Source organism: Martinezella sp. CNPSo 3890 (genome assembly GCF_057784455.1).
Genome location: NZ_JBXSOR010000005.1, coordinates 163,461 through 185,652, shown reverse-complemented (window position 1 = coordinate 185,652; position 22,192 = coordinate 163,461). Strand labels below are relative to the sequence as shown.

Sequence of the window (22,192 nt, the reverse complement as noted above, 5' to 3'; positions counted from 1 at the left end):
AAAAAGGAGAAGGGAAATGGCATTCATTGAGAGAGCAAAATATATCGTTGCCGGCGTGCTGACGGTGGCAGCGATGAGTGGGACGCCGACGATTGCGGCCGAAAAGTTCAACCTGAGCCCGGATACCTCCAATCGCGTTCGCGCCCAGAAGGACGAGGCAGCGATCAAGGCGATTGCGCCGGGCTTCAAGTTCGTCAATCCCGGCAAGTTCACGGTCGCAATCAACCCATGGGATCCGCCGATCGCCACCTATGCGACCGACGCCAAGACTGTCGTAGGCGCTGATCCAGATATCGCGCAACTGCTTGCAGACTCCCTCGGCCTGCAGCTCGAGCTGGTGCCGGTCGCCTGGGAGGATTGGCCGCTCGGCGTCTCCTCCGGGAAATATGATGCCGTCATTTCCAACGTGACGGTCACGGAAGAGCGCAAGCTGAAGTTCGATTTCTCGACCTATCGCAGGGACGTGCTCGGCTTCTACGTGAAGGCCGACAGCAAGATCACCTCGATCAAGGAGCCGAAGGATGTCGCAGGTCTCAAGGTGATCACCGGCGCTGGCACCAATCAGGAGAAGATTATTCTCGAATGGGACCGGCAGAATGTGGCAGCCGGCCTGAAGCCTATCGAGGTGCAGTATTACGACGACCGCGCCGCCGCCGATCTGGCCTTGCAGTCCGGCCGTGCCGATGTCGAGTTCAATCCGAATGCGACACAGGCCTATAAGGCCGCCATCAACGGCACTAGGAAGCTTGTGGGAACCGTCTCGGGCGGTTGGCCGCTGACGGCCGAAATCGCCGTGACGACGAAAAAAGGCGCTGGCCTTGCCGATGCCGTCACGCTCGCGCTCAACGATCTGATCAAGAACGGCAAGTATGGCGAAGTGCTGAAGCGCTGGAGCCTCACTGCCGAAGCGGTCGATCAATCCAAGACCAACCCTGCGGGCCTGCCGAAGAGCGGCTCGTAATGTTGGTCGGGCGGACCGGCGTCAGTGGGGCTCACGCCGGTCCGCTCCCATCCATCTCAAATGGAGAGACAGGTTCCGTGACTATCCGCACTACGTTCAAAACTATGATGGCAGCCGCCATGGCGCTTACCTTGACCGGTCTTACTCCGGCAATGGCAGCCGAAGATTTCGATCTGAGCCCGGAACAGCCGGGACGTCTTCACGCGGCGAAAAACGAAGCGGCGATTGCCGCTATCCCAAAGGATTTCAAGTTCGTCACACCAGGCACATTCACCGTGGCGGTCGCGCCAGGCGGCCCGCCGCTGGCGACCTACGCGACGGATGCCAAGACTGTCGTCGGTGCCGATCCCGATTATGCCTATGCCGTCGCCGATGCGCTCGGACTGAAGCTCGAGCTTGTCCCGGTCGCCTGGATTGACTGGCCGCTTGGGCTGACCTCAGGCAAATATGATGCCGTCATCTCCAACGTCGGTGTCACCGAGCAGCGCAAGGAGAAGTTTGATTTCTCCACCTATCGACAGGGCCTGCACGGTTTCTTCGTCAAGAGTGACAGCAAGATCGGGTCGATCAAGGAGCCGAAGGACGCAGCCGGCCTGCGCATCATCGTCGGGGCCGGCACGAACCAGGAGCGCATCCTGCTGAAATGGAGCGATGAGGATGTCAAAGCCGGTCTGAAGCCGATCGAGCTGCAATATTACGACGACGAGGCGGCGAGCCTTCTGGCCCTCCGGTCGGGCCGCGCCGATGTCATCGTGCAGCCGCACGCCCAGCTCGTCTACATCGCCGCGCGCGACAAGAACATCAAGCGCGTGGGTACGCTGAGCGCCGGCTGGCCGGATCGTTCCGATGTCGCGATCACCACGCGCAAGGGCAGTGGTCTCGCGGCGGCGCTCACCATCGCAACGAATGGGCTGATCAAGGATGGCACCTACGCCAAGCTCCTCGAGCATTGGCACCTTGCCGAAGAAGCCTTGCCGAAATCGGAAACCAATCCGCCGGGCCTGCCGAAATTTTGAGGAGACAGCATGAACCGCCAAGCCCCATCCATCAGCCATATCGGCTTTCTGACGCCGGGAAACTATCCGGATGAGGATCCTCTAGCCGGCCTGGAACAGACCCTGCAATTGCTTGAATACGGAGAGCAGAAGGGTTTCAACAGCGCCTGGGTTCGCCAGCGGCATTTGGAGCCCGGTATCTCCTCAGCGAGTGCCTTTCTGGCGGCTGCAACGCAGCGCACGCGCCACATCGAGCTTGGCACCGCCGTCATTCCCATCGGCTACGAAAGTCCGTATCGGCTTGCCGAGGATCTGGCGACTGTGGATGTGCTGTCGCGCGGACGGTTGAATATCGGCTTGAGCGCTGGTCGGCCGCTGCATGCGGATCTGATCGGGCCGCTTGCTTTCGATGGCGATTGGGAGAGCCACGATTTCTCCCATCAGAGGGTGCTGCGCTTTGCCGACAATCTGAGGGGCGCCTATCTCGGCAATCAGGATACGGTCATCAAGACGCCGTTCGGCCCGCAGCGTCCGCGGCTTCAGCCCTATGCGAAGGGTCTGATCGATCGCATCTGGTATGGCGGCGGCTCATTGCGGTCTGCCGAATGGGCTGGCCGCAACGGCTTCAATCTGCTGATCGGCAATGTCACCACGGGGGAGCAGACAGACGATTTCTTCGTAGCGCAATCGCGCCAGCTGGAAACCTATCGCGCGTCTGGAGGCGATACGAGGCGGGTGGCGCTCGGCCGGGTCATTGTGCCTTTCGACAGCGCAGATGCGACTACCCGCAAACGCTACACCGACTATGCGGCTGGCCGCTATGAGCGCACGCTTTCGCCTCAGGGCGAACGACGCACGCTTTTCGCCCGTGATATCGTCGGCTCATCGGATGAGATACTGGAGCGCCTGCGCAAGGACCCTATCCTGCCCCATGTGAGCGAATTCCGGCTGGAGCTGCCCTATGAGTTCCACGATGAGGAATATAGGCAGATCATCCATGACTTCGTGACGCTGATCGCTCCGGAGCTTGGCTGGAAGGAGACCGCGCTTCTGCGTCGATCCGCATCCTGAGGGCCGCGACCGTCCCACATCCGCAATGTTGGATCGACGGGCTCTACGCCCGTCCGATCCGGTTCGCTTCTGTCTTGAAGAGCTTGGGCTACAGCCTCGGTCAGCAGGCGAGAGAGGTCGCGGCGTCCGTTCCTTCGAGAATTCGCTCAGCAAGAAGCAGCGCTTCCTCCCGAGACGCAACGATTTCCATTCTTATGCCGAATGCCTTCGTTGCAAGGCTCGTCTGCAGCTGCATGGCGGCGCGCTTGATTGCGCTTGCCTCAATGCCAATGACCGCCTTGCAAACGGCAGCAAGCGCCGTCTTGTTCTTCTTCAGCCAAATGCCGCGGACCTTGCGATCCTCGTGCTCTTCGGTGTGTTCGTCGCCTTCCATGATCACGACGAAAGGCATCGAGAGAGCGAGCAGGGCGTCCATCTCCTGCTCCCATTGTTTCGAATAACCTGGCTGGATAGCCACAGCGGATTGGCGCACGATCGGCCAAAGGGAAACGTCGTGAAAGGTGAAGTTGGTTGTATCGATTGTCATATCGGTCTCCTCAGGCGATCTTATCGGTCACGGCGGCAAACAGCATCTCGGCACCGTGTTGCGACGAGGCGATGGCGCTAGCCGCTCGCTCGCGCATATCGGTCTCGTAGTCCAGCAGGGCTGTGCAGGTGGTCTTAGTCTCCTTTCCGGCTTCGGCCAGGATCTGCGCCAGCATGCGGGCATCTTCGAGAGCCGTATTGGCGCCGAGGCCACCGGCAGGGCTCATCGCGTGGATGGCATCGCCCAGAAGCGTGATGGCACCGAACGGCCAAAGGGCGTCGGGGCGTCCGCTTCTGACGGGAAGCGCTGCTACCGCTTCGGCCTTGCTCCGGCTGATGATCCGCTTCAATTCAGGATGCCAGCCGCGCATGGCGGTTCTGAGCAAGACAGGCAGATCCTGGGTATGGTCGTACGTTTCCAGTCCCAGCCTTTGGCGGGGGCCGATCAGTGCCCAATAGAGGTAATCGGTGACCGGCGTTAGCTTGCAATCGGGCGCGAGACTGGCGGCAAGCTTCGGGAAGTGATCGCCGAACCGCATGAGATCGAAGATTGCCGTGCACCCATCGGCAAAGATCACGGTCGTTCCGTCTCCAAGCAGATCGGCGGCATCGCTCAGCGGTATTTCGCTCTTGCCGTAGACACACATGGAGCCCGTGTCCACCGGCTCGGCATAGGGTGCTAACTGGCGTCGCACCTGCGAGTTCACACCATCTGCACCGACGAGCAGGCTGCAGGAAACCGAGGCGGCACCTTCGAAATGCACCTCGACACGCCCGTCATCCATGCGGCGATACCGCGTAAGGGCATGGCCGAAATGAACGTGATCCTCGATCCCCGACAACAGGATTTCGCGAAGGGTGAGGCGATTGACACTCAGATCGCCGTCGTCATCATTTTCGCCGGTATCCCAGCTCGTCGGCGTGCGGCCGGTAACGGGCAGAAGCTGAGGCGTCAGGAAGCACGCGGATCGAGGGCTCGTCGAGGCGGTCGCTCGAAAGAGGTCGAATTGAGTCTTTGGAAGGCAGGCTTCCAGCGCCTGTTGTCCATTCTGATCGATTCGGATGCGATAGCCCTGCAAGCGGCTATCAGCTGCCGGATCGCGCTCGTAGACATCAAAACGGATGCCGGCGCGCTTCAATCCCTGGGCAAGGCACAGGCCTCCAAGGCCTGCGCCGATGATGACGACATGAAAGTCCTGCATAGGCCTTCTATTCCGTTCACTATTCGACTTCGATTTTGTCAGGGAAGAATAGCGTGCCATGACCGGGACGTGATAACGACATTCGGTCTTTAAATGTTGCAAAGCGGCCAAACGGAACATGAGCATCGAAGATATTGGCGAGCGTCTCGACGGGCCACCGCTCATCGCCTTCTGGGGATCGGATGAACCGGGCAGCGCGTTCCGCTTAGGCACTCAGGAATATGATTGGCACGCGCATGGCCGCGGGCAGCTTTTCTGCATCGAAAGCGGGCTTGTCCGTGTCGATACACCTGGTGGTTCCTGGCTATTGCCGCCGCAGCGTGCGGGCTGGATTCCGCCAGGTGTCATGCACAAAGCGGGGATCAACGGCGTGCTGAGCGGCTGGGGTATCCTGCTGACACCGGACGCCAGCGCCGGATTGCCATCGACACCCTGCGTCCTGAGCGTGAGTGAGGTTTTGCGGGCATTGGTGCGTCGCGCGGCGACATGGCACTGGGAGGAAAAGCTCTCGCCGCAGCAGCGTCGTCTGGCAGCCGTTTTGCTGGACGAGGTTCGGGCCGCACCACGCGAAAGCCTGCATTTGCCTATGCCGGCGGACCGGCGCGCTTTGCGCATCGCGGAAGCCGTACTGCAGGAACCGGCCAGCGAGGAGACCCTTCATGCGCTGGCGCTGCGGGTGGGAGTATCCGAGCGATCAGCAAGGCGTCTTTTCAACGCCGAAACGGGCATGTCCTTCGCCCATTGGCGGCAGCAGGCGCGCTTGCTGCTTGCGCTTGAATATCTGAGTGCGGGCAAGCCGATCGCTGAAGTGGCGGACAGCCTGGGATATGCCAGTGCCAGCAGCTTCATCGCCATGTTCAGAAAGGCTTTCGGCCTATCGCCGCGTCGTTACCTCTCCGTCCGGAAAACTTGATTCGTGCTTGAACGACAACAGGAAAAGGCGCCGACCTGTCGATCGGCGCCCATAGATGGCCTACGCGGCTATCCGGCGAGGCCGGAGGGCGAGCAGGCGCAGCGCGTTCATGGTTACCAGTACGGTTGCACCGGTATCGGCGAGGATTGCCGGCCAAAGTCCGGTGATGCCGACGATCGTGGTGACCAGGAACACGCCCTTGAGGCCGAGCGCGATGGTGATGTTCTGGCCGATATTACTCATCGTCCGCTTGGAAAGATCAATCATCTCGATGACATCTCCGACGCGGCCATGCAGCACGGCGGCATCCGCCGTCTCCAGCGCAACGTCGGTGCCGCCACCCATGGCAATCCCGACATCGGCTGCTGCGAGTGCAGGCGCGTCGTTGATGCCGTCGCCAACCTTGGCGACGTGAAAGCCTTGCCGCTTCAGATCGCCGACGATCCGCTGCTTGTCTTCGGGCAGCAATTGCGCGCGAACCTCTATGCCGAGCGTCTTGCCGATCGCCTCAGCCGTGCGCTGATTGTCGCCCGTCAGCATGATCGTCTTGATGCCCGCATCGGCGAGAGCCTTGAGGCCTGCGGCCGTATCGGCGCGCGGTTCGTCCCGCATGGCGAGCAGGCCGGCTGCCGCACCCTTGGCAACGATGATGGAAACCGTCTTTCCTTCATCGTTGAGTGCGGCGATCCGGGCAGACTGCTCCGAGGTCAATGAAGCGCGGTCAGCGGCCGCCTGCGGCGATCCGAGGAACACGTCCAAACCATCGACCGTGCCGCTGACACCCTTGCCGCCGATCGCCCTGGCGTCGATGACCTGGGGGATATCCGTTCCGGCTTCAGCCGCGCGGTCGAGGATGGCGCGGGCGAGCGGGTGGCTGGAGCCGGTTTCGAGCGCGGCTGCCAGCCGCAGCACGTCCGTATCGCTCATGCCGAGGCCGACGATATCGGTGACCTTGGGCTTGCCTTCGGTCAGCGTGCCAGTCTTGTCGAAGGCAATAGCGGTGACCTTGCCGATGTTCTCAAGCACGGCGCCACCCTTCAGCAACAGGCCGCGGCGAGCGCCTGAAGACAGTGACGCCGCGATTGCCGCCGGCGTCGAAATGACGAGGGCGCAGGGGCAGCCGATCAGCAAGATCGCTAGGCCTTTATAGACCCACTCGCTCCAGCTGCCGCCCGGGAACAAAGGCGGGATGATGGCGACGAGCGCGCCAACAACGACGACCCCAGGCGTGTAGTAGCGAGAGAAGCGATCGATGAAACGCTCCGTCGGAGCCTTCGATTCCTGCGCTTCCTCAACAAGTTTGACGACGCGGGCAATGGTATTGTCGGATGCTGCCGCGGTCACGCGGACGCGCAAAGCGGCATCGCCGTTGACCGTGCCCGCAAAGACGGTTGCATCCACGCCCTTGCGCACAGGCGTGCTTTCGCCTGTGACCGGCGCCTCGTCGATAGCGCTTTCGCCGGAAAGAATTACGCCGTCGGCCGGAATACGGTCGCCCGGGCGAACCAGGATGATGGCACCGACGGCAAGGCTTTCGGCTTGCACTTCGCGGGCCTTGCCATTCTCTTCAAGGAGAGCGGTCTTAGGCACCAGATCGGTCAGAGACTGAATGCTGGCGCGCGCCTTGCTGGCAGCGACACCTTCCAGCAATTCACCGATCAGGAAGAGGAAGACGACGGCAGCGGCTTCTTCGCTGGCACCGATGATGACGGCGCCGATGGCCGCGATCGTCATCAGCATCTCGATCGAGAACGGTGTTCCCATCCTTGCGGCCATGAAGGCGCGCCGAGCGATCGGCACTAAGCCGACAAGCATGGCGGCAGTGAAGATCCACATATCCCAGGCCGGTATCAGCTTGCCGGCACCCCAGGCGGCGGCGAGTGCCACGCCGCTTGCGATCGTCAGGCGACCCTTGACGGATTCCCACCATGGCCCCGTGGTCGATCCTTGATCGTGACCGTGAAGACCGGCGATCGAGACATCATGCTCATCCGAAGCGTGGCTGTGACCGGCATAACCATGTTGATGTCCGGCGGCGCCTTGCTCATGTTTTCCGTGATCATGCCACGCATGGTCGTGGCGATCAGACGTGTGCGTATGATGATCGTGTCCGCAGCCGCAGGCATGGTCGCTCTCCTCCACCTTTGGTGCGGCGGCATTGCTTTGCGGCAGCGGGAAAACTTTGTAACCCAGTCCCGTGACCCGATTCGCGATGTTGGGCAGCAAGTCCGGATCGCTCTGATGCTTGACCGTCATGGTGCCTGCGGTGACCGAGACGGAAACATCCTCGACACCCTGCAGCCGGCGAACGGCCGTGTCGATTTTCGCAGCGCAGGAAGCGCAATCCATACCCTCTACGCGATAGCGGCTGTGTTGTGTTGTCGACGTCATGTTTCGGTTCCAGATTTTCTACTGGAACCATCGGTACATCCTCTAGCAACTAGAGGGACAAGAGCAATTCTGCGAATTTTTGCGCAATCATTCGCAGACGCTGCAATCGGTCTAGTCATATACCGTGAAGCCGCCCAGCTCCCTGCGGCGGCTGCTTACGGCATGGCACAGGGAGACCTATAGTAGTTTCAGCAGGACCTTGCCGGTCTTGCCGGGCGCCAGCGAGGATTTTACTGCTTCCGCGATCTCCGCAATGTCATAGGCCGCTTCCACCGGCAGCTTGACCTCGCCTGAGGCGACGCGCGTGATCAATTCGCTGATTAGCCGCCGCCGCTCTTCCGCCGGCATGGCGGCGCTGACTTTGATGCCCCAGAAGCCCTTGATCGTGAGCTGTTTGAAGATGACGGCCCTCGAGGCGATCTGCATCGGCTTGCCGGCCGCAGTGCCGAAGGAAACCAACAGGCCGTTTTCGCCCAGCAGGTCTGCCAGGTCGTTGCTTGCAATACCACCGACGGAATCGACTGCGGCGCGGATCGGTGCATCGCCGACCATGGCGCGCACCTTCGCCTTCCAATCGGGCGCGGCGGTCGAGACGGCATTGCCGATGCCGAATGCAGATAGCTCATCGATACCGCCGTCGCGCCGAACGAGATTGATCATGTGTATGCCGCGGCTGTGTGCCAGCATGGCCAGGGTCTTGCCGACAGCACCATTCGCTGCATTCTGGATGATCCAGTCGCCGCGCTCGACATTGAGGGATTCCAGAAGCGAAATGGCGCTGAACGGCATGGCGATCAGCTGTGCTGCGGCTTCGTCGGAAATCACGTCCGGTACCGGAACGAGGCTTGCTGCAGGTGCCGTGAATTGCTCTGCCCAGGTGCCATGGACGCCGGCTGCAACGACGCGCTTGCCGATCAGCCCCTTGTCGACACCTGCTCCCACGGCATCGACGAAGCCGACCGCTTCGCTGCCGCCGATGGCAGGCAAAACCGGCTTGTAACCATAGGCGCCGCGCACGGTCCAGAGGTCGTGATTGTGGATGGGGGAGAGAATGGTGCGAATGCGCACGTCTCCTGCGGCGGGCTCCGGCATGGGCATGTCGGCCAGATAAAGGACCGCAGCCGGATCGCCGAAGACATCGTGGATGGCACTGCGCATTGTATTTTCCTTGCGTGTTGACATGCTGGTCCTGCTTTGGATCAAAGGCTGCCGGGGGCCGAAAGGGCTTGTTCGGTGGCAAGCATGGCCTGGTCGAGCGGTGTCCTGTCTTTTCCGAGCTTGGCGAGGATCGCTGCCCCGAGCCAAAGGCTATAGAGCGAACGAGCCGTCTTTTCCGGGATGCAGGATGGTGAAATCGAACCGTCCTCGCGCCCCTCGGTGATTGTTTTGGTGAGGCGGCGAATGAGATCCTCGACACCGCCGAGCAGGATCACGCGCATGTTGTCTGAGAGATCGGAGATCTCGGCAGCAAGCTTTACCACCAGGCACCGATCGGCGAGGCTGGCTGTATTGCCATCGGAAAGCCAGGCATCCCAATAGTGCATCAGGCGTTGGCGGCCATTGCCCTTCCAGCCGAAGAGCGCGTCGAGCCGCTCGGCATAATCGGAGCAATATTGCTTTAGCAGGGCGCAGCCGAAGGCCTCCTTGGATGCGAAATAATAATAGAATGAGCCTTTCGGCACGGCGCTCTGTTCGAGCAGCTCCTTGAGGCCCACGCCTCCGAAACCCTTGCGCAGCACCAGTTCCCGCCCGATTGCGAGAATATGGCTCCGAGTCAGCTCTGATTTCTTCTTCGTCATCATGAGCGGTCCGTAACAAATAATCGACCGGTCGTCTATAAACCCGATGTTGTTCGCGGTCAGATCAGTGCGAGGGCCGCAAGCGAGAGGATCAAAGCCGGAAACATCACGAGAGCGCCGATCCTCAGGAAAGCCAGTGCTCCCATGTGGAGCCCTTCGCGGCGAAGAGCGGCAAGCCAGAGGATGGTGGCGAGCGACCCGGTGACGGAGAGGTTGGGTCCAAGATCGACGCCGATCAGCACCGCGCCGGCAATGGAATCAGGAACATGGGCGGCCTGCACGGCGCTGCCGGCGAAAAGACCGGCCGGCAGATTGTTGACGAGGTTGGAGACGATGGCAACGGAAAGCCCGGCAGCCCCGACCGCCTGTGTCTGCGACTGAGCCGCCAGAAGTGCCAGCTTTTCAGAGAGAAGAGCGGTGAGGCCGGTGTGATTGACTGCCTCGACGATCACGAAAAGGCCCGCAACCAGAGGTATCACGCTCCAGCTTATGCCACGAACCGTTTCCAGCGGATTTTGCCGGGCGAGGGTGAGAACGATGACGGTCGTAAGCAGGCCCGCGACAAATGTCGGGATGCCGAGATCGAAATTCATCGCCGACGCCGCGATCAGAATGAGGGCGGTGACCACGAGACCCCATCCTGCCAGCTTGGCGCTATGGGAAAGGGCGGGTTGTCCGACATCGCGGGCGATCGTGTCTTCCGCCAATGCATGCCGCTGCGTCCAATAGAGACAGGCGAAGGTGACGATGATCGAGACGATTGATGGCAGCAGGAAAGTCTGCATCCAGCGCGACAGGGGTGGCATCTCGCCGCCGGCGAAGATGACCAGATTGGCCGGATTGGAGATCGGCAGTACGAAGCTCGCGGCATTGGCGATGAAGGCGCAGACCAGCAGATATGGCATGGGGTCCTTCACGCGCGCCGCGCGGCAGGCTGCGTAGACGGCCGGCGTAAGCACAACGGCGGTTGCGTCGTTCGACAGGAATACCGTCACGACCACGCCGACGACATAGACGAGCACGAACAGCCGGCGGGGAGAGCCCCTGGCATGCGAAGTGGCGATCGCCGCCACCCAATCGAAGAGCCCTTCGCGCCGTGCGAGCTCCGACAACAGCATCATGCCGATCAGGAAGAGATAGACATCAAACCCTTTGGAAATGCCTGTCCATACATCGCTTGGGCCGATGAGCCGCAGCGTAACGAGAAGTGCTGCGCCGAGCACCGCCCAGATCGCTTCCGGCCATCGGAATGGGCGTGTGACAACACCGAGGGCCGTCAGGCCGGCGATGCTCCAGGTTATGGCGGATTCGGTCATTCAGCTCGTCTTGGATTTGAGGTCGGAGCGGCTATGTAGCATCCCTGCCGAGCCGCGCAAACCGTAACCACGCCATGTTTCGATAGAATCCGGCATGATGGACCGCTCTAAGAGAGCGCTATGCCTTCCTTGCTATATCGTCATGCGATTTGTCAGCTCGCTCGACAAGGACGGAACATTCCGCATGGCGGATGACATATTCGACCGTCGAACCGAAGATGCGATCGATAATATCGGAGGTATGCGTCGCAAGAATGATCAGGTCGGCCTTCTTCTCCTTGGCGACGGTCAGCAGCGTCTTCGATGCCGTGCCCATGCGTACGTCGACGGAGGCGGTAATGCCGAGACGCCTGCACAGAGCATCGAGCTTTTCCTCAGCCTCCGTGATCACCGAAACAGCCCAATCGTCCGGGCTTTCGCGTCCGGAGGGAAAACGCTCGATAACATGCGCGACGGTCAATTCGCCGCCTGGAGATAAAAGTGCCTGAGACGTCCGCAACAGGCGTTCGGCGCGCTCGCGCGAGCCCAGCCCAATTGCGCAAATGATCTTGTCGTACATTGCATTCTCCCAAAACGTCCCGGCCGGAAGCAGTTCTTCGGCCTCGCTTGCAATCTTTCCGGTTAAACTTGCCCGGACAAGCAAACGCGTACCCAGCACATCGATAATGACAGCATCCGTCAAGTCTCGTTGCCGGCATGATGCAAACCATACATATCTGTGGGCCCTCGGCCGATGACTGCTCGTCTCGCAGTCGGCGCGGTCCTTTCGATCAGGTGATTCGCCAGCCTGGCGTGAAGTTTAGCGCAATAGAGGTCAAATGGTCGCGGTTTTCATCTCCGATCGCATAGCGAGCGGCCGTGGATTCGCGCTTCCCGAAATAGACGTCAGAATCGGGAAAATTGCTGCATTGCAAACAGTTTAGCCGCCGGACGATGGAGTGCCGCTATCGCAACAATCTAGAAATATCATGGGCTTCTGCGTCAATCTGACATGGCTGTGGCGAAGCCCTGCGACATCCTGCACGCTTTTGCGCAGTGCACAAATTATCCTAGAACCATGTCGCGAACAGCTTGCCATGAGATCAACCCATCGGCGAGACGGGTGTTGCTATTCTTGTCGCTGACAAGAGGCAGAAAGCCAGTCATATTGGGGCTCCGATATCGTCGATTGCGGCAAGTGCGTTCTGGGTTCGACGAAAGATTGATGGTCTGCAATGCAGTTCATTCGATCTTTATTGGTCCGCGAACCCTCCTCGATGACACTGACTGGAAAGGACGGGCTCACGTGACAGCCTCCTCCGCCACCGATAGAATGTTGGAAAGACGCAAGGTTGCGAACCCTGCGTCGCAGAGTTCGATTAACGACAAGGCGGCGAAAGAGCCGATGGCCGCAAAGTGTCCTGGCCTCCGCCTTGCATCGGTGCTGCTCTGCCTGTCTTCTCTCGGATGGATCGGTCAGGCGGCGATGCTTGCTGTAGGTGTCGGTGCGATCAGCGATGGTGGCGGTGTCGGCGAGGTCGCGGTTCCGGCCGCCGTAGTTGCGGGTATCGGCGTCCTGCGGGCCTGTCTGGATGCGGCGGGCGGGCGGCTCGCATTTGTCGCTGCGCGCCGGGAACTGAGCGCGCAGCGTGCGGCGGCAACTGCAGCTCTTGCGGCATGTTCCCCCCTCGACAGCGGCAGGCCGGCCTCCGGTTTGGCGGCAAGTGTGCTGGGCGAGCAGGCGGAAGCGGTCGTTCCTTATCTCGCGCGCTTCCGTCCGATCCGCATGAGAGCAAGCCTGGTGCCGCTGGTCATGCTCCTCTGTATCCTGCCGATTTCCTGGCTGGCGGCGCTGATCCTCACGCTTTGCGCGCCGCTCATTCCGATTTTCATGGCGTTGATCGGCTGGCGCGCCAAGGCCGCCAGCGAGAGGCAGCTCGCCGAAACCGGCGGCATCAATGCCTTCCTGCTCGATCGTCTTCGCGGCCTCGCGACCATTCGCGCGCTCGATGCCGTAGACCTCACGGCCGGGCGCCTGCGCGCCGATGCGGACTCATTGCGGCTGCGTACCATGGCTGTGTTGAGGATCGCATTTCTGTCTTCGGCGGTGCTCGAATTCTTCGCCGCGCTCGGCGTTGCTGCGACGGCCGTTTATGTCGGCTTCAGCCTTTTGGGCTCGATTGAAATCGGGACCTGGGATGGTCGTCTCACATTGACACAGGGCCTCTTCATTCTGCTGCTCGCGCCTGCGTTCTTCGAGCCGTTGCGGGAGCTGTCAGCCGTTTGGCACGATCGCGCCGATGGCGAGGCAGCACTTTCGGCATTGAAAGAGCTGGCACCATCGCGCCAAACCATTCTCGGCGGCGCCGAATTGCAATCGTCCACGCCGACAAGCCAAGCCTCCGTCGAGATCGAAGCGCTGGTCTTCCGCCATACGCCGGGACGAGACGCCGCAATCGATCATTTCGATCTCTCCATCGGGGCCGGGGAGCATGTGGCACTCTGGGGTGCCAGCGGCTCGGGCAAGACCACACTTCTGTCGCTGATTGCTGGCCTTGCGCGACACGAGGGCGGCGTCATCAGGATCGGCGGCATCCCGCTGCGTGACGATACCGCAGATGCATTGCGGCATCGAATGGCGTGGATCGGGCAATCGCCTCATATCTTTGCGGGCAGCGTCATGCGCAATATTGCCTTGGGGCGCGGTGGTATCGATGCTCCCGCCGTTGCTTCGGCTCTGGAAAGTGCGGCTCTCGATCGGGTCTTTACCTCGGAGCGGATAGCTGCGGTCGGCGAGGGAGGGCTCGGTCTTTCCGGCGGCGAGGCGCTGAGGCTGATGCTTGCGCGGATGATGGTTGATGAGCGAGCCGATATCATCCTGGCGGACGAGCCAACAGCCCATCTTGACGCGCGGACTGCGGCCGCAGTCACGGATACCCTGCTCGCGCTCGCCAAGAACCGCATCCTGATCGTCGCCACGCACGATCCCGTGCTTGCCGCGCGAATGGATCGCATCGTCCGGCTCGATGAGCGGGCGCGGAGGGTAACGGCATGAGGACGTCCCTCAAGATCCTCCTGCCGTTGGTCAAGCTGTTCTGGGTCGAGCGTGGCGCGCGCCTTGCTCTCGGCGCGGGCTTGTCCGCGCTGGCCATGCTTGCCGGCGGTGGGTTGCTGGGGTTGTCCGGCTGGTTCATCACCGCGTCGGCCTTTGCCGGCTTGACGGTCGCGAGTGCCGCGGTTTTCGACGTGTTTATGCCGTCAGCCGGCATACGCCTGCTCGCCATCGGCCGGACGGCTGCCCGATACGGCGAGCGGCTTGTCACGCATGATGCGACCCTCAGGGTTCTTGCCGCCTTGCGCGAGAGGTTGTTTCGCGGCTGGGCGGAGCCTTCCGCGGCCGCGGTCATGATTCGCCGGCCGGCAAAGCTGCTGTTCCGCCTGACGAATGATGTCGATGCGCTCGATTCCCTCTATCTGCGCGTGCTTGTGCCGGCTGTCGTCGCGGTTCTCGCCGCTATTGCGGTAACGATAGCGCTCTGTTTCATCGATCCATCGTTCGGCGCCATGGCGGGGCTTTGGCTTGTCGCGCTCTGTCTTGGTCTTTCTATTGTCGCGGCGCGTCTGGCGCTGAAGCCAGGGCGTCGCCGCGCCCACGCGATGGAAGCGTTGCGTGCTCGGGTTGTCGATCTTGTTGCCGGTCAGACCGATCTGGCGATGGCTGGACAGCTGCAGGCACAACAGGCGGCGATCATCGAAGCGGATCAGCGATTGGCGAAGGCTGACAGCGCCTTGAATAGGATCGACAGTGGCGTCGCAGCCGGCTTTTCACTTGGCTCGACATTCCTGTTGACGATGACGCTGCTTGTGGTTGCCCTCTTTGCCAAGCAGGGCGCGATTGGTGCGCCTGCCGCAGCCTTCGCGCTGCTCATCGCCTTCGCTGCCACGGAACCTTTTGCGGCTCTTAGACGAGGGGCGCTCGAACTCGGACGAACCCTGCTGGCTGCAAGGCGCATTGCACCTCGATTGAACTCGGCCGCCGCTTCCATGCCGCGAGTTGAACCGGTTGCCGGCTACGCCTTTCAGCTCAGCGCCGCCGCCGCCGGACACGGGGGAGCTCTTAGCCCGGTCCTGAACGATCTGTCTCTGTCGCTGCCGGTCGGCGAGCGGCTGGCGGTCGTGGGTGAAAGCGGCGTCGGCAAGTCGACATTGCTGGCCCTGCTGGCAGGCGAGATCGCTGCGACGAGCGGCGCGGTGGCTTGTCAAGCTGCTGCGACGCTAACGCAGCGCAGCGACGTGTTTCGAGACACGGTGCGAGGCAACCTGAAGCTGGCAGCGCCTCATGCGAACGACGAACGGCTGCGCGATGCTCTCGCAACCGCCGGCTTGGTCGACGACATCGATGCACTCCCTCATGGCCTTTCCACGCACCTCGGCGAAGGCGGCAGCGGCCTCTCCGGCGGCCAGCTTCGTCGGCTGGCGCTCGCAAGGCTCCTGTTGCGCGATACGCCGCTCTGGCTTCTCGATGAGCCGACGGAAGGCCTCGATGCCGCAACGGCTCGTGCCGTGCTTGCTCGGCTGGCCTCAGTGGCCGATGGGCGCAGTCTCGTCATTGCTACACATATTCGTCGTGATGCTGCCTTGGCAGATCGGATCGTCGCTCTGGACGACGGCCGCATCGTCGCCATGGCTGTGCGCGGCACACCGGAATTCGAAATGCTTCTCGATCGGCTGCGGCCGGACTGAGGGGCAACCAACATGCCCGCGGCGTGTCGAATGACGCCGCATTCCTGTCAGACACACCGTAGGGGGTGGGAGAAAGACTATGGAACTCGATATCGTGGCGCTGTCGCGCCTGCAGTTCGCCATGACGGCGCTGTATCACTTTCTGTTCGTGCCATTGACGCTCGGCCTTTCCGTGCTGCTTGCCATCATGGAGACGACCTATGTCATGACCGGCCGCCAGATCTGGCGGCAAATGACGAAGTTCTGGGGGACGCTCTTCGGCATCAACTTCGTGCTCGGCGTTGCAACCGGCATCGTGATGGAATTCCAGTTCGGCATGAACTGGAGCTACTACAGCTATTATGTCGGCGATATTTTTGGCGCGCCGCTGGCGATCGAAGGATTGATGGCCTTCTTCCTGGAGGCGACTTTCGTCGGTCTGTTCTTTTTCGGCTGGGACAAGCTGTCGAAGGTTGGCCACCTGGTCGCGACCTGGGCGGTGGCGCTGGGATCGAACTTCTCGGCGCTGTGGATCCTGATTGCCAATGGCTGGATGCAGAACCCGGCTGGCTCGGCGCTCAATCCACAGACCATGCGCATGGAGATCGTCAGCTTCTTCGATGTCGTCTTCAATCCGGTGGCGCAGGCGAAGTTCGTTCACACCGTCTCGGCCGGCTATGTCTGCGCCTCGGTCTTCGTGCTTGGTGTCTCGGCCTGGTATCTCCTGAAGGGCCGCAGCGTCGAGCTCGCGAAGCGTTCGATGACGGTTGCCGCATCCTTCGGCCTGGCTTCGGCGCTTTCGGTCGTCGTGCTTGGCGATGAAAGCGGCTATCTGACGACCGAACATCAGAAGATGAAGCTCGCGGCAATCGAAGCCATGTGGGAGACCGAACCGGCGCCGGCCGCCTTCACCGCTTTCGGCTTCCCAGATCAGGAGGCCCGCGAGACCCATTATGCCATTCACATTCCATGGGCCATGGGCCTGATCGGGACGCGGTCGCTGACGACGGAAATCCCTGGCATCGACAAGCTCGAGGAACAGGCCAAGGACCATATTCGGGAGGGTATCAAGGCTTATGACGCGCTGATGAAGATCCGCGCAGCCAAGCCGGCAACGCCCGGCGAAGTCTCGCAGGATGTTGCCACTGCGCGCACCTCCTTCGAGGATATCGGCCACGAGCTCGGTTATGCTCTGCTGCTCAAGCGCTATGTCGACGATCCTCGCCAGGCGACGGAGGAGCAGATTGCGCAAGCGGCTCGCGACACCATTCCGAATGTGCCGACGCTCTTCTGGTCATTCCGCATCATGGTCGGCCTTGGGATGTTCTTCATCCTGCTGATGACGGTCTTCTTCTTGCTCTCGGCTCGCCGGAAACTGGATCGCTATCCGCTGCTGCTGAGGATCGCGGTCTTCGCCATTCCGCTGCCCTGGGTCGCCATCGAACTTGGCTGGGTCGTTGCGGAATTCGGCCGTCAGCCATGGATCATCGAAGGCGTGCTGCCGACGGCGGCGGCCGTCTCCAATCTTGGCGCCGGCACCGTGCTTCTCACCATCCTCGGTTTTGCCGCGCTCTACACCGTCCTCATCGTCATCGAGATGATGCTGATGATCAAGGCGATCCGCAATGGCCCCGAAGCGGATGACGAGCCGGAGGCCAAGCTGATTTCCGAAAACCTCGTTCCGGCTGCGGAGTGAACCACCATGATCCTGCATGAATTGATCGATTATGAGACCCTGCGCATCATCTGGTGGCTGCTTCTCGGCGTGCTTTTGATCGGTTTTGCCGTCACCGACGGCTTCGACCTCGGCGTCGGCACGCTCCTTCCCTTCGTCGCAAAGACGGATACGGAGCGACGCATCGCCATCAATTCGATCGGCGCGACCTGGGAGGGAAATCAGGTCTGGCTGATCCTCGGCGGCGGCGCTATCTTCGCCGCCTGGCCACCGCTCTATGCGGTGTCCTTCTCCGGTTTCTACCTCGCCATGTTCGCCATCCTGTTGGCGCTGATCCTGCGGCCGGTTGCGTTCAAATACCGCTCCAAGCGCGATAGCGCCGGCTGGAAGGCGGGCTGGGACTGGGCCTTGTTCGTTGGCGGTTTCGTTCCATCGCTGATCTTCGGCGTAGCGGTCGGTAACGTGCTGCAGGGCGTGCCGTTCCGGTTCGACGACGATATGCGCATCTTCTACGAAGGCTCCTTCTTCGCGCTTCTGAATCCATATGCACTCCTCTGTGGTCTGCTGTCGGTTGCCATGCTCGTGATGCACGGCGCCGCCTGGCTTCTCGTGAAGACAGATGGAGTTGTCGCCGAACGCGCGCGTCGCTTCGGCACGGTGGCGGCTCTGATCGTGATCGTGCTCTTCGCGCTCGGCGGCCTGTTCCTTTGGATGGGTATAGACGGCTATCGCATCGCTAGTACAATCGATGTCGAAGGCCCATCCAATCCGCTTCTGAAGACAGTCGAACACAGCGCGGGCGCATGGCTTGCCAATTATGGCAGCCATCCATGGATGATGATCGCGCCGGCTCTTGGTTTCCTGGGCGCAGCAGCGGCCTTGCTTGCCATGCTCGGGCGGCGTGAAGTGACCGTGCTGCTGTTCAGCAAGCTTGCCATCTTCGGCATCATCTCGACGGTCGGACTGTCGATGTTTCCCTTCATCTTGCCGTCCTCACTTGATCCGCGCTCCAGCCTCACGGTCTGGGACGCTTCGTCCAGTCATCTGACGCTCTTCATCATGCTCGTCGTCGCCGTCATCTTTCTGCCGATCGTGCTTGCCTACACCGCATGGGTTTATCGCGTGCTGTGGGGCAAGGTTGACGAGGCGACGGTGAACGATAAGGGCGGCCACGCCTACTGATCTGCAAGGAGATTTCGCATGTGGTACTTTGCCTGGCTTCTCGGCTTCCCTCTCGCCGCAGCATTCGCTGTCCTCAACGCCATGTGGTACGAACTGGTGGATGATCAAGCGAAAGCGAAAGCCGCGCTCACTCAGGAAAAATGAGCGAGCGTCCCATCCTTGATGGAACTTTGCCATATGATCGGCACGCCGGACCAAAACCGGCGTGCCGCGCTCGCAAGAGCGAATGGCGATAACCGGAATATAGGTTCCTGGGTTTATGACTGCCGAGTTGGTCAAACAGCTTTGTCATGCCGTCAATTACGGGAGTATCGGCTGGTTCAAGGCATTCATGGCTCGAAAATATTGGGATATTTGGTTTTCTTAGAGATGAAAAATGGGGTAGATAGCTCCACATAGCGGGAATTGTATGCAATGATATGCCATCAATGCCGGCCGGAGTTTCAGCTCAGGTCTGGTCTCGTGCGGAGCATGAAATGAAAGACTGGCATCCCGATCTCAGCCGCTCCTCCAGCCCCCGCTACATTGCCATAGCCGACTTGATCGAGATGGATTTGCGCAGCGGCGTTCTTGCTGCCGGGGACAGGTTGCCGCCGCAACGCGCGCTTGCCAAGCGTCTCAGCATTGATTTTACGACCGTTGCGCGCGGCTATGTCGAGGCGCAAAAGCGTGGACTTGTGGATTCCCATGTCGGACGCGGGACGTTCGTGACTGGCAGGCAGGAGAGGGAGCGCCGAAGTTTTGCTCTCGACGCCGCTTCCGATCCGCGTCGTGCCTCCGCGATCGACTTTTCGATGAATCTCCCACCGGAACCGAGCGATCCGGATCTTCTGGCCCGCATGCAGGAGGGCATGTCGGCCGTAGCGGTCGATCTTATTCCCCTGCTGCGGTATCAGGGATTTGGCGGACTGGCTGTGGACAAAGAGGCCGCCGCAACCTGGCTCAGCCGCCGGGGCCTCACCCCGACACAGGAGCGCATCTTCATAACACCCGGCGCGCACCCGGCTTTGCTGGCGATCTTTGGCCTCTTGGCCAAACCAGGCGAAACTGTTCTTTCGGAAAATATCACCTATCCCGGCATGCGTTCGATTGCGGCGCAGCTCCGGCTCAATCTCTCGGGCCTGGCGATGGATGGCGAAGGTGTCTTGCCGGAAGCTTTTGAAGACAGCTGCAAGCGCCTGCGACCGAAGGCGCTTTACCTCAACCCGACACTGCAAAATCCGACGACGCTGACGATTCCGCAGGCGCGGCGCGAAGCGATTGCCGCGATTGCCCGCAAATATCGTGTGCCGATCATCGAGGACGATGCCTATGGCTTCATTCCGCTGGATGCGCCAGCGCCAATGGCTGCAATCGCCCCGGATCTGACTTGGCATATCGGTGGATTGGCAAAGTGCATCGGTGCGGGGTTGCGTCTGGCCTTCGTCGTGGCGCCGGATACCCGGTCGATATGGCCCTTCGTGAGTGCGATGCGAAGCAACAATGTCATGGCGTCGCCGCTCAACATGGCGCTTGCGACGCGCTGGATCGAAGATGGCACTGCCGATGGTATTCTGCGTTTCATTCGTACGGAGGCCGCCGCCCGCCAGGAGATGGTCGCTGACACATTGCCATCAGGCAGCTATCGGGCTGACCCCATCAGCTTTAACATCTGGCTGCCGCTGGGTAACGGCTGGACGCGTGCCACCTTCGGCAGCCATATGCGCAATGCAGGTATCGGCGTTGTCGCAAGCGACGCATTCACGGTGGACGGCGTGGCACCTGAGGCCGTGCGCGTTTGTCTCGGTGGCCCAATAGGCCGCGAGGCCTTGAAGGGTGCCTTGAGTTTCATGGCGCATGCGCTACAGGGACCGCCGGAATTGGCCGCCTCCTTCTTCTAGTCTTCTGGCGCAACATCGCTATTGATGGGAGCGGCGCAGGCTCCTTACCGAGCCTATTCTCTTCATTTGCCGAAATTGCCACTGCGTCATTCTGCCGAATGGACGTATAGAATGCATTCATTATATTTAGAATGAATGCATGCAATCTGATTATTGATTGCCTTCCATTGGAAGATTGATTCAGGAGTGATGCTGTCATGGATGCCGATTATCCCCCACTGAGCCCGCTGCAGACCGGCCTTCGTTGTCGTTGCCCGCGTTGCGGGCAAGGGCGTTTGTTCGATGGATTCTTGACCCTTCGCAAGCAATGCGAAGCGTGTGGTCTCGACTATTCCTTCGCGGATCCCGCCGATGGGCCGGCTTTCTTTGTCATCTGCTTTGCCTGCATCCCGAGCGTCCTTCTCGGTGTCTGGCTGGAGGTGGCGTTCTCGGCGCCGGTGTGGGTGCAGTTTCTGGTGACTGGCCCCTTCATGCTGGCCACCTGCATTCCGCCATTGCGACCGTTGAAGGGATGGCTGGTTGCGAGTCAGTACTTCTACAAGGCCGAGGAAGGCAAGCTTGTTCGTCTGCCGCAGGCGGACGGGCCTCACGCAACAAATTGAGGCCTGCTGTCGCTAGAGAACCAGAGCAAAGTTTGCCAGGGATGGCTACGAGGCGATCAGAAGAAGATCGCCAAACCGACTTTCTCGGACTGATTTTCTCGGCATGGCATGGCTCGACCCTTTTCGTCGCCTGCGTTTCCGAAGCCTCCGAATATTGAATTGGACGACGATGGATGTTGCTTGATTTCAATTTTCCTGTCCACTTGACGGATATCCTACAAGTCAATAAGTTGCACGCCATGTCCCGAGGAGCTTGGGTTTCATGGTGGGAAAAGTCATTCAGCCTTTGACGCGCGCACCGTTGCTGCATGTCTCCGTGCAGGAGAGTTTGCGCAGTTATATTGCCGATAACGGTCTCGAGGCGGGCACGATGCTGCCCGCGGAGGGCGAGCTCGCGGCGCAATTGGGTGTCAGCCGCAATTCTCTGCGCGAAGGCATCAAGGCGCTGGAATCTCTCGGTGTATTGGAGACGCGCCGCGGCATCGGCATATTCGTCAAGGCATTCTCCTTCGCGCCGCTGCTCGACAATCTCGCCTACGGGCTCGGCGATGCGCTGCGGCATATGGAGGAAGTGCTGGAAATCCGCCGCACACTCGAAGTGGGCCTGATCGGCAAGACGCTCGACATGATCGGGCCGCAGGATCTGGCGGAACTGCGTGCCACGACCGACCGTATGCGCGCTCACGCCGAACGCGGCGAACCTTTCGCCGAAGACGATCAGCTCTTTCATCGCCTGCTGTTTCGCTGCCAGGGCAACGAGACCTTCGTTCGGCTGATCGATGTCTTCTGGCTCGCCTTCTACAAGGCGTCCCGCTTCTTCGATCTGGACGATGTCGATCCCATGGCCACCTGGCGTGACCATGAGGCAATTGTCGATGCGCTGGAATCCAGAAATCTCAAGGAGGTGCGCATGCGCCTCGACCGTCATTACGAGGGAATTTCGCAGGTGATCGCCAAAAACAAGAAGAAGTAGCGATCG

General features: G+C 60.8%; 19 protein-coding genes. 12 read left to right on the top strand and 7 right to left on the bottom strand.

Going from position 1 to position 22,192, the window contains the following annotated elements:
• Positions 1 to 16 precede the first annotated feature (16 nt).
• The 3 genes from AC13RC_RS15445 (at position 17) to AC13RC_RS15435 (ending at position 3,027) form a co-directional block, all read left to right on the top strand.
• Entirely contained in the window at positions 17 to 961 is a 945-nt protein-coding gene (locus AC13RC_RS15445; protein WP_113353722.1) for an ABC transporter substrate-binding protein, read from the top strand.
• Positions 962 to 1,065: 104 nt separating this feature from the next.
• Positions 1,066 to 1,977 (top strand): ABC transporter substrate-binding protein, encoded by a 912-nt coding sequence (locus AC13RC_RS15440; protein ID WP_488557775.1) that lies wholly within the window; start codon positions 1,066 to 1,068, stop codon positions 1,975 to 1,977.
• A gap of 9 nt (positions 1,978 to 1,986) precedes the next feature.
• Positions 1,987 to 3,027 (top strand): LLM class flavin-dependent oxidoreductase, encoded by a 1,041-nt coding sequence (locus tag AC13RC_RS15435; protein ID WP_488557665.1) that lies wholly within the window; start codon positions 1,987 to 1,989, stop codon positions 3,025 to 3,027.
• 100 nt (positions 3,028 to 3,127) lie between these two features.
• Here AC13RC_RS15435 and AC13RC_RS15430 read toward each other — a convergent pair whose 3' ends face one another.
• Entirely contained in the window at positions 3,128 to 3,553 is a 426-nt protein-coding gene (locus AC13RC_RS15430) for a hypothetical protein (RefSeq protein WP_488557664.1), read from the bottom strand.
• A gap of 10 nt (positions 3,554 to 3,563) precedes the next feature.
• Positions 3,564 to 4,754, bottom strand: coding sequence for an FAD-dependent oxidoreductase (locus AC13RC_RS15425; protein WP_488557663.1), 1,191 nt, complete (start codon positions 4,752 to 4,754; stop codon positions 3,564 to 3,566).
• Positions 4,755 to 4,872: 118 nt separating this feature from the next.
• Here AC13RC_RS15425 and AC13RC_RS15420 point away from each other — a divergent pair, with 118 nt between their 5' ends.
• Positions 4,873 to 5,667, top strand: coding sequence for an AraC family transcriptional regulator (locus AC13RC_RS15420; RefSeq protein WP_488557662.1), 795 nt, complete (start codon positions 4,873 to 4,875; stop codon positions 5,665 to 5,667).
• Between the two features lie 60 nt (positions 5,668 to 5,727).
• Here AC13RC_RS15420 and AC13RC_RS15415 read toward each other — a convergent pair whose 3' ends face one another.
• From AC13RC_RS15415 to AC13RC_RS15395, 5 genes are all read right to left on the bottom strand, one after another.
• The gene (locus tag AC13RC_RS15415; RefSeq protein ID WP_488557661.1) at positions 5,728 to 8,058 is read right to left on the bottom strand and encodes a heavy metal translocating P-type ATPase; all 2,331 of its coding nucleotides are present in this window, start codon (positions 8,056 to 8,058) and stop codon (positions 5,728 to 5,730) included.
• A 177-nt stretch (positions 8,059 to 8,235) separates the two neighbouring features.
• Positions 8,236 to 9,216: a zinc-binding dehydrogenase gene (locus tag AC13RC_RS15410; protein ID WP_488557660.1), complete on the bottom strand. Its 981-nt coding sequence runs from the start codon at positions 9,214 to 9,216 to the stop codon at positions 8,236 to 8,238.
• Positions 9,217 to 9,257: 41 nt separating this feature from the next.
• Positions 9,258 to 9,860, bottom strand: coding sequence for a TetR/AcrR family transcriptional regulator (locus tag AC13RC_RS15405; protein WP_112722431.1), 603 nt, complete (start codon positions 9,858 to 9,860; stop codon positions 9,258 to 9,260).
• 56 nt (positions 9,861 to 9,916) lie between these two features.
• On the bottom strand, positions 9,917 to 11,173 hold the full coding sequence (locus tag AC13RC_RS15400; RefSeq protein WP_488557659.1) for an arsenic transporter: 1,257 nt from the start codon (positions 11,171 to 11,173) through the stop codon (positions 9,917 to 9,919).
• Positions 11,174 to 11,291: 118 nt separating this feature from the next.
• Positions 11,292 to 11,732 (bottom strand): universal stress protein, encoded by a 441-nt coding sequence (locus AC13RC_RS15395; RefSeq protein ID WP_113353735.1) that lies wholly within the window; start codon positions 11,730 to 11,732, stop codon positions 11,292 to 11,294.
• Between the two features lie 825 nt (positions 11,733 to 12,557).
• Here AC13RC_RS15395 and cydD point away from each other — a divergent pair.
• The 8 genes from cydD to AC13RC_RS15355 all read left to right on the top strand — a co-directional run bounded on the left by cydD (position 12,558) and on the right by AC13RC_RS15355 (position 22,186).
• Positions 12,558 to 14,207: a thiol reductant ABC exporter subunit CydD gene (gene cydD, locus AC13RC_RS15390; protein WP_488557658.1), complete on the top strand. Its 1,650-nt coding sequence runs from the start codon at positions 12,558 to 12,560 to the stop codon at positions 14,205 to 14,207.
• Entirely contained in the window at positions 14,204 to 15,895 is a 1,692-nt protein-coding gene (gene cydC, locus AC13RC_RS15385) for a thiol reductant ABC exporter subunit CydC (RefSeq protein WP_488557657.1), read from the top strand. The genes cydD and cydC overlap by 4 nt, the downstream gene beginning before the upstream one ends.
• 79 nt (positions 15,896 to 15,974) lie before the next feature.
• Positions 15,975 to 17,570: a cytochrome ubiquinol oxidase subunit I gene (locus tag AC13RC_RS15380; protein ID WP_145321128.1), complete on the top strand. Its 1,596-nt coding sequence runs from the start codon at positions 15,975 to 15,977 to the stop codon at positions 17,568 to 17,570.
• A 6-nt stretch (positions 17,571 to 17,576) separates the two neighbouring features.
• A complete protein-coding gene (gene cydB, locus AC13RC_RS15375) occupies positions 17,577 to 18,731 on the top strand; it encodes a cytochrome d ubiquinol oxidase subunit II (RefSeq protein WP_145317997.1) in 1,155 nt (384 codons plus the stop codon).
• An 18-nt stretch (positions 18,732 to 18,749) separates the two neighbouring features.
• Positions 18,750 to 18,875, top strand: coding sequence for a cytochrome bd-I oxidase subunit CydX (gene cydX, locus AC13RC_RS15370; RefSeq protein WP_113390170.1), 126 nt, complete (start codon positions 18,750 to 18,752; stop codon positions 18,873 to 18,875).
• A gap of 332 nt (positions 18,876 to 19,207) precedes the next feature.
• Complete coding sequence (locus tag AC13RC_RS15365) at positions 19,208 to 20,611, top strand: aminotransferase-like domain-containing protein (protein ID WP_488557656.1); 1,404 nt, start codon at positions 19,208 to 19,210, stop codon at positions 20,609 to 20,611.
• Positions 20,612 to 20,808: 197 nt separating this feature from the next.
• Complete coding sequence (locus AC13RC_RS15360; RefSeq protein WP_488557655.1) at positions 20,809 to 21,213, top strand: DUF983 domain-containing protein; 405 nt, start codon at positions 20,809 to 20,811, stop codon at positions 21,211 to 21,213.
• A gap of 262 nt (positions 21,214 to 21,475) precedes the next feature.
• Positions 21,476 to 22,186: a FadR/GntR family transcriptional regulator gene (locus AC13RC_RS15355; protein ID WP_488557654.1), complete on the top strand. Its 711-nt coding sequence runs from the start codon at positions 21,476 to 21,478 to the stop codon at positions 22,184 to 22,186.
• The last annotated feature ends 6 nt before the right edge of the window (positions 22,187 to 22,192 follow it).